The 12,237-nt window shown below is 44.2% G+C and carries 12 protein-coding genes; 10 read left to right on the forward strand and 2 right to left on the reverse strand.

From position 1 onward, the window contains the following. Positions 1-138 precede the first annotated feature (138 nt). Together Xmir_RS13660 and add are read left to right on the forward strand one after the other, a co-directional pair. Positions 139-1,656, forward strand: coding sequence for a YdgA family protein (locus Xmir_RS13660; RefSeq protein WP_099114772.1), 1,518 nt, complete (start codon positions 139-141; stop codon positions 1,654-1,656). Positions 1,657-1,830: 174 nt separating this feature from the next. Beyond that, on the forward strand, positions 1,831-2,832 hold the full coding sequence (gene add, locus Xmir_RS13665) for an adenosine deaminase (RefSeq protein WP_099114773.1): 1,002 nt from the start codon (positions 1,831-1,833) through the stop codon (positions 2,830-2,832). 79 nt (positions 2,833-2,911) lie between these two features. Here add and Xmir_RS13670 read toward each other — a convergent pair whose 3' ends face one another. Continuing rightward, positions 2,912-3,901, reverse strand: coding sequence for a bile acid:sodium symporter family protein (locus Xmir_RS13670; protein ID WP_099114774.1), 990 nt, complete (start codon positions 3,899-3,901; stop codon positions 2,912-2,914). Between the two features lie 37 nt (positions 3,902-3,938). After that, the gene (locus Xmir_RS13675; protein ID WP_099114775.1) at positions 3,939-4,979 is read right to left on the reverse strand and encodes an oxidoreductase; all 1,041 of its coding nucleotides are present in this window, start codon (positions 4,977-4,979) and stop codon (positions 3,939-3,941) included. Between the two features lie 160 nt (positions 4,980-5,139). Between Xmir_RS13675 and Xmir_RS13680 the strand changes: the two genes are divergently transcribed. The 8 genes from Xmir_RS13680 to nth all read left to right on the forward strand — a co-directional run bounded on the left by Xmir_RS13680 (position 5,140) and on the right by nth (position 12,223). Next, the gene (locus tag Xmir_RS13680; RefSeq protein WP_099114776.1) at positions 5,140-5,580 is read left to right on the forward strand and encodes a DUF2569 domain-containing protein; all 441 of its coding nucleotides are present in this window, start codon (positions 5,140-5,142) and stop codon (positions 5,578-5,580) included. Between the two features lie 107 nt (positions 5,581-5,687). Beyond that, positions 5,688-6,269, forward strand: a complete 582-nt coding sequence (gene rsxA / locus Xmir_RS13685) for an electron transport complex subunit RsxA (RefSeq protein ID WP_047962684.1) — start codon at positions 5,688-5,690, stop codon at positions 6,267-6,269. Beyond that, a complete protein-coding gene (gene rsxB, locus Xmir_RS13690; RefSeq protein WP_099114777.1) occupies positions 6,269-6,892 on the forward strand; it encodes an electron transport complex subunit RsxB in 624 nt (207 codons plus the stop codon). The genes rsxA and rsxB overlap by 1 nt, the downstream gene beginning before the upstream one ends. Continuing rightward, positions 6,885-9,125: an electron transport complex subunit RsxC gene (gene rsxC / locus Xmir_RS13695; RefSeq protein WP_099114778.1), complete on the forward strand. Its 2,241-nt coding sequence runs from the start codon at positions 6,885-6,887 to the stop codon at positions 9,123-9,125. The genes rsxB and rsxC overlap by 8 nt, the downstream gene beginning before the upstream one ends. A 12-nt stretch (positions 9,126-9,137) precedes the next feature. Further along, entirely contained in the window at positions 9,138-10,217 is a 1,080-nt protein-coding gene (rsxD, locus tag Xmir_RS13700) for an electron transport complex subunit RsxD (protein WP_099114779.1), read from the forward strand. A gap of 10 nt (positions 10,218-10,227) precedes the next feature. Continuing rightward, positions 10,228-10,854, forward strand: a complete 627-nt coding sequence (gene rsxG, locus Xmir_RS13705) for an electron transport complex subunit RsxG (protein WP_099114780.1) — start codon at positions 10,228-10,230, stop codon at positions 10,852-10,854. Between the two features lie 2 nt (positions 10,855-10,856). After that, positions 10,857-11,576, forward strand: a complete 720-nt coding sequence (locus Xmir_RS13710; protein WP_099114781.1) for an electron transport complex subunit E — start codon at positions 10,857-10,859, stop codon at positions 11,574-11,576. A gap of 14 nt (positions 11,577-11,590) precedes the next feature. Continuing rightward, positions 11,591-12,223, forward strand: coding sequence for an endonuclease III (gene nth, locus Xmir_RS13715; RefSeq protein ID WP_099114782.1), 633 nt, complete (start codon positions 11,591-11,593; stop codon positions 12,221-12,223). Positions 12,224-12,237: the final 14 nt, after the last annotated feature.

Below are 12,237 nucleotides of genomic sequence, written 5' to 3' on the forward strand. Positions count from 1 at the left end.
ACATCGGTTGTTAATCACATTTTCAGTGAAAAATGATTAAAATATCTTAGTTAGGCTATACACTTAACAACCATTATTGACATAAATAAAAGTGCACATATCAACCATGTTATGTGCGTTAACGGATGGGATTTCCACATGAAAAAATCGTTAGTTGCTGTAAGCGTTATTATTGCTCTGGGAGCGGTATGGACAGGGGCATCATGGTACACAGGTAAAAAGCTTGAAGGACGTTTGGATGGTTTCATCACTAAGGCAAACACTGAACTCAAAAAAGAATTTCCTGAAAGCGGTATCGAATTACAGGCAAAAGACTTCAAACGCGGTGTTTTCAGTTCCGATGTCCGTTTAATCCTGAACATAAAAAATACTCAGTCAAACGATAAAGGTGTTCCGTTAAGTAACGAAGAAATTATTTTTAAATCAACCATCGATCATGGTCCATTTCCTATTGCCAGCCTGAAAGCATTCAACTTAGCACCGCAAATGGCCTCCATCCATTCTGAACTGGAACAAAGCAATACACTGAAAGAGCTATTTAAACTTACCGAAGGAAAATCGCCAATCAGTTTAGATACCAGCATTAGCTATGGAAGAAGCCTCTCTTCCATTATGAACTTGAGCCCCATTAGCCATACAGAAGACAAGGAAAATGGTGAGAAGCGCGTTCTGTCTTTCTCCGGTGCAAAAATCAGTATTGATACCAACCGTGATTTAAGTGCATTTTCATTTTCCGCCAAAAGTGATGAATTATCTTTCAGTGATCCCACCCAAAAAGAGTCAATTATCCTGAAAGGTATTGATTTTTCAGGGGAGAACAAAAAAGGTAATTTCGATATCTATATTGGTAACCAGAACTACAGCATTGGCGAAATTGCCATGCTTGGGATTTCTGGCGAAACAGATGAAACTTCTCTCAAGGGATTCAAAATTACGTCCGATTTGACAGAAGATAAAGACAACCTGAACATCAAAATCGCTTATAGCGTTGATGGAGTAAAGATTAAAAATATAGATTTCGGCTCAGGTAAACTTGCTCTGGGCATGGAAAAGTTAGATGGCAAGTCTGTGCGTAAGTTTACTCAGGCTTATCACGATAGTTTAGTGACATCAGATGCGTTATCTTATGATGCGAACTCCTATGCTATTCTCAGTAACTTACACTTACTTCTGAATAAAAACCCACAATTCAGCATTTCTCCTTTCAGTTGGAAAAACAGTAAAGGTGAAAGCGCAGTCGATTTCAAACTTTCCTTACAAAACATTCCTGAAGAGAAGAACGCGTTATTCCTGATGGGGCCGGAAGAGATGATCCGCACTCTGGTCCAAGATCTGTCATTACGCGTTAGCGTACCTAAGGCTATGTTGGTAGAATCTATCACACAAGCAGATATCTTGGACGGCGCAGACAAAACGGCGGCAGAAGCTAAAGCAAAACAACAAGTTCAGATGCTTACTCAAGAAGGCATTGAGCAAAAGATCCTCACTGATGAAAACGGCGTTATTGGTCTTAATTTCCAGTATGCCAATGACAAAGTTAAATTAAATAACAAAGAATCCAGCCTGCATCAATTCTTGCTTGATAATGAGCTTGTCAGCTCCTATGATGATAACAATGGTGCACAGGACCCGCATGGTGATACAGATAGTGAGTGAAATCAGCATGATAAGGCTAAATTTCCTGTATTGAATAAACAGGCAACTGAATAAAGAAAAAAAATCTGCACTGCTGAGACATCGCTAAAACATCGATAGTGCTTTCATTTTCTTGCCAGTCAACACATTGACTGGCTTTTTTTTATATCTGAAATTTAATAAGAAGGATAAAAGATGATTGATACACGGCTCCCATTGACCGATTTACACCGTCACCTTGACGGCAATATTCGCCCTGAAACCATTTTGTCCCTTGCGCGTCAACATAATATCCCCCTTCCTGCTTATGAACTGGAAGCCCTGCGCCCTCATGTCCAGATCATTGAAAATGAACCAAACCTTGTTAGTTTCCTTCAGAAACTGGACTGGGGAGTCGCCGTTCTGGCAGATTTAGATGCCTGCCGCAGAGTCGCCGTTGAGAACGTTGAAGATGCCGTCAACGCGGGCCTTGATTATGCTGAATTGCGCTTCTCTCCTTATTACATGGCGATGAAGCACCAACTGCCTGTTGAAGGTGTTGTTGAGGCAATCATTGATGGCATCCATTCTGCAAGCCAGCAACATGATATTCAGATCCGCTTGATCGGCATATTGAGCAGAACATTTGGAGAAAAAGCGTGTTCTCAAGAATTAGCCGGCCTTCTTGCTCATAAACGACACATTACCGCATTAGATCTGGCGGGTGATGAACTCGGCTTCCCTGGCCATCTGTTTGAACAACATTTTATCCAAGCGCGTAATGCAGGCTGGAATATCAGTGTACATGCCGGAGAAGCGGCTGGTGCAGAAAGTATCTGGCATGCTATTCGTGAATTGGGAGCAACCCGTATCGGACACGGTGTTAAAGCCATCACTGATCCAGCTTTGATGGACTATCTGGCTGAACACGGAATCGGTATTGAATCCTGTTTGACATCAAACCTGCAAACCAGCACAGTCAGCTCATCAGCGACTCACCCACTGAAAAAATTCCTTGAACACGGTATCTTGGCATCAATCAATACCGATGACCCGGCAGTCGAAGGCATTGAAATTCGCCACGAGTATGAGATTGCTGCACCGGCCGCAGGATTGTCTCCAGAACAAATCCGACAGGCACAGGTTAATGGATTAACAACCGCATTCCTCAGCGAAGCGGAAAAGCAAGCGCTGAAAGAGAAAGTGGCAAGTCGCTAAGAAATATCACTATTTATTTTCAAAAACAGCGACTCTCAAAAACTCGTTATTTAAAATGAGTTAACTCTAAAGGCAGAAATTAATCTGCCTTTTTAGATTTTGAACGTCGTGCATAACGCTGAGCCAGAACCGCGCAAACCATCAGTTGGATCTGGTGGAAAATCATCAATGGCAATAACATTATCCCTACCATTGAAGCAGGAAATAACACATTAGCCATCGGTACACCATTCGCCAGACTCTTCTTCGAACCACAAAAAACAAGGGTAATTTCGTCTTCTTTGCTGAAGCCAAGCAAACGCGAACTGTATACATTAATTATTAACACGAGTGCTAATAAAGCGCAGCACACAATGCCAATCATCATGAGTGAATAAGCATCAATTTTATGCCAAATACCTTCCACCACCGCTTCACTGAATGCCACATATACCACCAGCAAAATGGAGGAGCGGTCGGTCATGTTAACCAGTTTCTTGTGTTTTTCCACCCAACCGGCAATCAGAGGACGTGACAGGTGACCAACAATAAAAGGCACCATCAACTGCAATATAATATCTTTTATCGCCTGCCAGGTATCAGTATGAGCGCCCCCTTCATGCGTTTGAATTAAAAAACCAACCAATAACGGGGATAAGAACACACCTAATAAACTTGAAGCGGAAGCACTACATATTGCAGCAGCAACATTTCCTCCAGCAACGGAAGTAAAGGCAATAGCCGACTGCACAGTAGCAGGTAAAGCACAAAGATAAAGAAATCCCATATAAACCGTAGGAGACATCCATTCCGGCACAATGACATGCAGCCCCATCCCCAATATTGGGAATAAGACAAAGGTGCTAATAAAAATCACCAAATGCAGTTTCCAGTGCCCGATACCTGCCAAAATCGCACTACGGGATAATTTCGCGCCATGCATAAAAAACAACAATGCAATAGCGGCCGTTGTTAAATGTTGAAACCATTTTTTAGCTTCGCCTTCACAGGGAAAAAACGATGCAATGATAACCACTGTAATCAGTATCACTAAAAAAGGATCAATTTTTAATTTCTGCAACAAGCTCATTAAAATAGCTCCCTTTGCCTTACCGTCCACGGCTTGATCAATCAATCAGAATTGTGCGTTGCTCTTTTGCTGATTTTTCACCTGCTTCAATAAGCTTCATGATCAAAATGGCTTCACTGGCAGTCACTGGGTTAGGCTTACCAAACAAAATAGCATCACGAATAGCGGCATAATAAGTACCATAATGGCCGGGTAAAGTGGGTATCACTTGCGTAATTAAGTCCTCACCTTGTGACAACGTCACCGAACCATCACGTGCATCATAACCCCAATCCGCCCGAGGGGGTCTTTCACCTGCTTTCAAGCGTTCTTCTTGTGGATCCAAACCATATTTGGTGTAACTTCCAGCCATACCGTGCAATGTAAAAATAGGCGATTCTGTTGCTGCAAGCATGGTTGCATGTAGCACGACTTTTAAATCAGGATAAGTGAGCTGTGCATGAAAATAATCCGCTGTCTCTGCATTCGGACGTATCATGCCTAAATCCACAGTCATCGCTTTTGGCTTGCCGAATAGTTGAACGGCCTGATCCAATAAATGCGGGGCTAAATCATACCAAATCCCACTCCCCGCACCGGCAGCTTCACGCCAGCGTTGACGAACAGCAGGACGGTAACGGTCAAAATGGGCTTCATAATATTTCAGAGCTCCTAATTTATTTTCTTTAATCAGCGACTTCACTGTCAAAAAACCTGAATCCCAGCGACGATTATGAAATACAGATAACAATAAATTAGCTTCTTCTGCTTGTTTTTTCAGAGATTCTGCCTGTTCCACTGTAATAGTAAAAGGCTTATCAACGACAACATGCTTACCTGCCGCCAGAGCTTTTTGTGCTAGTGGATAGTGAGTATCATTGGGTGTTGGGATAACAATAAGATCAATATTCGGATCACTGAACAGGGTTTCAGGAGAGGAAGTCACTGATACCGTTGGCCAGTCTTTTTTGACTTTCTCTGCATCGCTACTTGAGATGGCCACCAGTTGGACATTAGGGGTTCCCGCAATCAATGGTGCATGGAAGGTCTTGCCTGCATAGCCATAACCTACCAAACCAACTTTTAAAAAATCACTCATAACTGCCTCTAAAAATAGTAATACTACGCTCAATACTACAAACCAGTAACAAGACATCAGAAAATAGCACCACCTATCATACGTTAGCAAATAATCCTGATATCTGTGTTACCATCTTTTCTCTATATCAAAATACTCATTATGGAGCGAAGATTTCTTTATGTATCAATCCAATGATTATTACCGCATTAGCGGCTGGTTATTAGCACCTGCTGCTTACTTAATCATGACATTAATCGCCGCCAGCTTTATTCTATTGTTATATGCCATGATGTTTATCCATAAAAATGAAGCCATCCATCAACTTGATAGTAGCTTTACCACTATGTGGTATATCTCCGTATTAACCTCAGCAATAATGTGGTGTTTTACTGTTTGGGTTTTGAGATTACTTTTTATTCGCTCAAAACGCTTCCCACGTATTTTTATTATTTGGCTTATGGTTTCTGTTTTGATTGCCATAAAAACCTTCGCCTTTTCCCCCATTACTGATGAGATGGCAGTACGATCCTTATTATGGACATTACTGGCTGCCGCTGTTTTTGTTCCTTATATTAAACGCTCTTATCGCGTAAAAATGACTTTCACACAAGATCGATAACATACCCCACAATTGATTGTTATTATTGCCCCTACTTACCTCACCGTCAGGTGAGGAATTTCTATTCAAACTGTATATTTTCCAGCATATTATTTTCAGGTATAGCAATGACTGAATACCTCTTGTTATTCATTGGCACAGTTTTGGTCAATAACTTTGTTTTAGTAAAATTCCTGGGGCTATGTCCTTTTATGGGCGTATCCAAAAAACTCGAAACCGCCATTGGTATGGGGTTAGCAACAACATTTGTTCTGACGTTGGCCTCTATCTGCTCATGGCTGATAAATACCCTAATTCTTGTACCGCTTGATTTGGTTTATTTACGTACATTAAGTTTTATTCTTGTCATTGCGGTTGTTGTTCAATTTACGGAATTGGTCGTCCGTAAAACCAGCCCGACACTGTACCGGCTCTTAGGGATCTTCCTGCCACTGATTACAACTAACTGTGCTGTACTCGGTGTCGCCCTGCTGAACGTCAATCAATCCCACGGTTTTCTTCAGTCTGCCGTATATGGTTTTAGTGCCGCTGCGGGTTTTTCCCTTGTCATGGTACTGTTTGCCGCCATTCGTGAACGTTTGGCTGTTGCCAATATTCCTGCCCCTTTTCGTGGTTCATCGATAGGGCTTATTACTGCGGGATTAATGTCCCTCGCATTTATGGGCTTTAGTGGTTTGGTGAAATTCTGATGATGTCATTATGGCTTGCTATCGGCGTATTAAGTATGCTCGGCTTAAGCTTTGGCTTAATTCTCGGCTTTGCTGCCCGTCGCTTTAAAGTAGAAGAAGATCCGATTGTTGAGAAAATCGATAATCTGTTACCACAGAGTCAATGCGGGCAATGTAGCTATCCCGGCTGTCGCCCTTATGCAGAAGCCGTTGCCAATAACGGTGAGATGATCAACAAATGTGCGCCCGGTGGAGAGCAAGTGATGCTCAAAATATCCGAATTACTGGGTGTCGATCCCCAACCGCTGGATGGCGATGAAAGCGTACAAAACCCAGCCAGAAAAGTGGCTTTTATTGATGAAGAGAATTGCATAGGCTGCACCAAATGTATTCAGGCATGTCCGGTTGATGCCATTATTGGTGCAAACCGCGCCATGCACACTGTTGTTGAAGATCTCTGCACAGGCTGCGACCTGTGTGTCGCACCTTGTCCAACTGATTGCATCACGATGATCCCTGTAGCAACTACCACCTCAAATTGGAAATGGGATTTAAACACCATTCCGGTAAAAAACATTCCTGTGACACCTGAACTTACTGTGTTCTCTCCGGTTAAGCCTGTTGAGGTTAAAAGCAATGTTTAATCTACTCAACTGGCTTAACAAGAACAAAATATGGGATTTTGACGGGGGCATTCATCCACCGGAAATGAAACTGCAATCCAGCCGTACACCATTGCGCTATGCTCCCCTGCCGGATGAATTCATCATTCCCCTGCAACAGCATTTAGGGCCGGAAGGTGAATTACTGGTTAAGGTGGGTGATAAGGTTCTGAAAGGCCAACCATTGACTATCGGTACAGGCCGAACCGTTCCTGTCCATGCCTCTACCTCAGGGACGATTACAGCCATCGAACCTTGCGTTACAGCACATCCTTCCGGGCTGAAAGAATTGTGTGTCCGGTTGCGTTCTGACGGCGAAGACCAATGGTGCGAGCGAATCCAATCTCCTGATTATACAAAACTTAATGCCGATGAATTATTACAACGCATCCAGCAAGCGGGCATTGCGGGTTTAGGTGGAGCCGGCTTCCCGACAGCGATAAAACTTAGGGGCGGGAAATACAATCTCAACACGTTGATTATCAATGCCGCAGAGTGTGAACCCTATATTACTGCTGATGACCGTTTGATGCAGGAGCATGCGCAAGAAGTTATCGAAGGTATCCGTATCTTGATGCACCTGCTCAACCCAAAACAGGTGTTGATCGGTATTGAAGATAATAAACCCGAAGCGATTGATGCCCTGAACAAAGCGCTCAATGGTGATAAGTCTATTATTGTACGGGTGATTCCAACGAAATATCCTTCGGGTGGAGCCAAACAACTTACCAAGATCCTGACAGGTAAAGAAGTTCCATCCGGCGGGCGTTCTTCTGATATCGGTGTTCTCATGCAAAACGTCGGTACAGTGATGGCGATTAAGCGCGCTATCATTGACGGAGAACCTCTTATTGAACGCATCGTAACCCTGACAGGAGAAGCCGTCACTTCCCCGGGTAACTTCTGGGCACGCCTTGGCACGCCGGTTCAGTTTTTGCTGCAACAAGTTGGATTCAAACCTAAAACAGAACAAATGGTCATTATGGGTGGGCCATTGATGGGCTTTACCTTACCTGACCTGAATGTGCCGATTGTCAAAATCAGTAACTGCATTCTTGCTCCTTCAACGCAAGAAATGGAACCCAAAGAGATTGAAGAAGCTTGCATTCGCTGTGGCTTATGTGTAGAAGCATGCCCGGCCGGATTACTGCCACAACAACTCTATTGGTTCAGCCGTGGGCAAGAACATGAAAAAGCTAAAAACCACCATTTATTTGACTGTATCGAATGTGGTGCTTGTGCTTATGTGTGCCCAAGCAATATTCCCCTCGTCCAATATTACCGACAGGAAAAAGCGGAAATACGGGCTATAGACGCAGAAACACGCCGTTCTGCTGAAGCTAAAATTCGTTTCGAAGCCAAACAAGTACGTATGGAGCGAGAAAAATTGGCGCGTGAAGAACGCCATAAGAAAGCAGCTGTACAAATAACCAGTAATGATAAAAACGCTATCGAAACCGCACTTGCTCGCGTGAAAGAAAAGCAAAACAATGCAGGCGAATCGATCACGATACAAGCAGGACAATTACCGGACAATACAGCGGTCATTGCCGCACGTAAAGCCAGAAAAGAACAATTACGTGCTCGTCAGGCAGAAAAACAGGTAACTTCAAGTTCAGATACAGAAGTCACGGTAACAACGGAAAGTGACGATCCCCGTAAAGCAGCCCTCGCCGCTGCAATCGCCAGAGCAAAAGCGAAAAAATCCGCACAAATCAGCGAAGAGGTGACAACGTCATTAAACGAATCACAAAATAGCGGGGAAGATAAACAAGATCCGCGCAAAGCCGCTGTTGCGGCTGCGATTGCCCGTGCTAAAGCCAAAAAAGCCGCACAAAACCAGCCTGAATCGGCTGTACAACCGGCCGTTAACGCTGAACCGGAAGAAGTCGATCCGCGCAAAGCTGCTGTCGCCGCTGCGATTGCCCGCGCTAAAGCCAAAAAAGTGGCACAAGACCAGCCTGAACCGGCTGCACAACTGGCCGTTAACGCTGAACCAGAAGAAATTGATCCGCGTAAAGCTGCTGTCGCTGCTGCAATTGCCCGTGTTAAGGCCAAGAAAGCAGAACAAAATCAGGCTGAATCGGCTATACAACCGGCCGTTAACGCTGAACCGGAAGAAACCGATCCACGTAAAGCCGCTGTTGCGGCTGCAATTGCTCGTGTTAAAGCCAAAAAAGCAGCCCAAGAAAAACAAGAAGTTCCAACAGAATAGTGACATTTATCAATGAAATTCAGGCCAGTAAACACTGACAATAACCAGCTAAAAGTCGCAAGTTCGCCTTTTACACACAATCAAAAAAGTACCAGCCAGATTATGCTTTGGGTGGTTTTAGCTGCCACTCCCGGTATTGCTGTACAAACCTACTTCTTTGGCTATGGCACTTTATTCCAAGTCCTATTAGCAGTCATTACCGCATTGTTAGCAGAATCCGCTGCTATTGCTTTAAAAAAACAGTGGGTCATGCCTTATCTCAAAGATAACTCGGCTTTAGTGACAGGGTTACTTTTGGGAATTAGCTTACCGCCACTGGCGCCTTGGTGGCTGATCGTTCTCGGCACATTTTTTGCCATCATCATTGCCAAACATTTGTATGGTGGGCTTGGGCAAAATCCATTTAACCCTGCCATGGTGGGCTATGTCGTCCTGCTTATCTCATTTCCGGTACAAATGACCAGTTGGATGCCACCAGCATCGTTACAAGCATTCACCTTAACCCCTTGGGATAGCCTGATGGTCATCTTCACTGGGCATACACCGGATGGTTCTACCCTGCTACAGCTACAACAAGGTATTGATGGGCTGAGTCAGGCAACACCGCTGGACAGCTTTAAAACCGGTAGGCTGACTCACGATATTAATGAAGTATTACAACAACCGATATTGCAGGGTGCTTTGGCAGGTATTGGTTGGCAATGGGTCAATATTGCTTATCTGATCGGTGGGTTGATTATGCTTAACCGAAAAGTCATCAGTTGGCAGATCCCGACTGCATTTATTTTGTCATTAGGTGCCTGTGCATTACTGAGTTGGCTTATTGATCCCACTCGCTATTCACCACCGTTATTACAACTCCTTTCCGGCGCAACCATGTTAGGGGCTTTCTTTATTGCAACCGACCCGGTCAGTGCATCAACAACGCCAAAAGGCCGCTTGATTTACGGTGCTATCATTGGGGTGCTGATTTGGGTGATTCGCGTTTATGGTGGTTATCCAGATGCCGTGGCATTTGCCGTATTGCTGGCAAATATTTGTGTGCCGCTGATTGACCATTACACACAACCTCGTGCTTATGGTCATAAATAGGGAGATTGCTATGTTAGAAACGATGCGACGTCACGGTGTGATCCTTGCAATCTTCGCCGCCTGCACAACAGGCTTAACCGCGATTGTTTATTCATTAACAAAAGACCGGATTGCAGAACAAGCAGCGTTACAACACAAGGTATTACTGGATCAGATTGTCCCCCCTGCTTTATATGACAATAAAATGCAGGATGAATGCTATTTGGTGGTAGACAAGGCACTGGGTAACTCCCAACCTCATCACCTTTATCTCGCCCGTAAAAATGGCACTCCGGTTGCAGCAGCACTGGAAAGTACCGCACCTGATGGCTATTCAGGAGCGATTCAGTTACTGGTCGGCGCTGATTTTTCCGGCAAAGTATTAGGAGTTCGGGTGACTGAACACCATGAAACACCGGGTTTGGGCGATAAGATTGATACCCGGATTTCCGATTGGATAGAGGTATTCTCTGGCAAAAAAGTGATGTCAAAAGGCGATCACAATTGGGCGGTTAAAAAAGACGGTGGGGAATTTGATCAATTTACCGGCGCAACCATTACCCCGCGTGCTGTCGTCAGCGCCGTTAAACGGACAGCCCTTTATCTGGAGACGGTTCCTGCACAACTTTCTTCGCTTCCAACCTGTGGAGAGGAATAATCATGAGTGAAACCAAAAACCTATTTATTCAGGGGCTATGGAGAAACAACTCCGCATTAGTGCAACTTTTAGGGCTTTGCCCTTTATTGGCCGTTTCCTCTACCGCAACCAATGCGTTGGGATTAGGTTTAGCCACTACACTGGTTTTATTGAGCACCAACATTGCCGTATCCGCTTTGCGCCGTTGGGTTCCCCATGAAATCCGTATCCCAATTTACGTGATGATCATTGCCTCTGTCGTCAGTGCAGTTCAGATGCTCATCAATGCCTTTGCCTTCGGGTTATATGAATCATTGGGGATTTTTATCCCTTTGATTGTGACAAACTGCATTGTCATTGGCCGTGCGGAAGCCTACGCCTCAAAGAATTCAATCTACCATTCAATGATCGATGGCCTTGCGATGGGCTTTGGTGCAACCTTTGCCCTGTTCGTACTAGGAGCGATACGTGAAATTCTGGGTAATGGCACCCTGTTTGATGGTGCGGATTTGCTGCTGGGCAGTTGGGCGAAATCACTGCGGATTGAAATTCTCCATATGGATTCCCCTTTTCTGCTTGCCATCCTGCCACCCGGCGCATTTATTGGATTAGGTTTGATGCTGGCAGGAAAATATATCATTGATGAACGCCTGAAAAATCGTTCAGAAAATAAAGAACGCCAATGCTATATAGAAAAAAACAATGTAGAAACAGGCTGCGGAAGCCATATCACAAGAAGCTGAGGGTGTAATCAGATATGAATCAACAAAAACGGATCGAAATCCTCACCCGCTTACGGGATAACAATCCGCATCCAACAACTGAATTGGTTTTCAATTCGCCTTTTGAATTGCTGATCTCCGTTTTACTGTCTGCACAGGCGACAGATGTGAGTGTGAATAAGGCAACGGCAAAGTTATACCCCATTGCCAATACTCCAAAGACAATCCTTGATTTGGGGGTTGATGGTTTGAAAGAGTATATAAAAACCATCGGGTTATATAACACCAAAGCGGAAAATGTGATTAAAACCTGTCGGATTTTGCTGGAAAAGCATCAGGGTGAAGTACCGGAAGATCGCGCAGCGCTGGAAGCGTTACCGGGGGTGGGGCGAAAAACGGCTAATGTTGTATTAAACACCGCGTTTGGCTGGCCGACAATTGCCGTTGATACCCATATTTTTCGTGTTAGTAACCGGACGAAATTTGCACCGGGAAAAAATGTGGATGAGGTGGAAAAGAACCTATTGAAAGTGGTGCCCGATGAATTCAAGGTGGATTGCCACCATTGGCTGATTTTGCACGGGCGTTATACCTGTATTGCCCGTAAACCTCGTTGTGGATCTTGTATTATTGAAGATTTGTGTGAGTTTAGGGATAAGACGGAATAATAAACTATATTTGG

It is taken from the genome of Xenorhabdus miraniensis, from assembly GCF_002632615.1.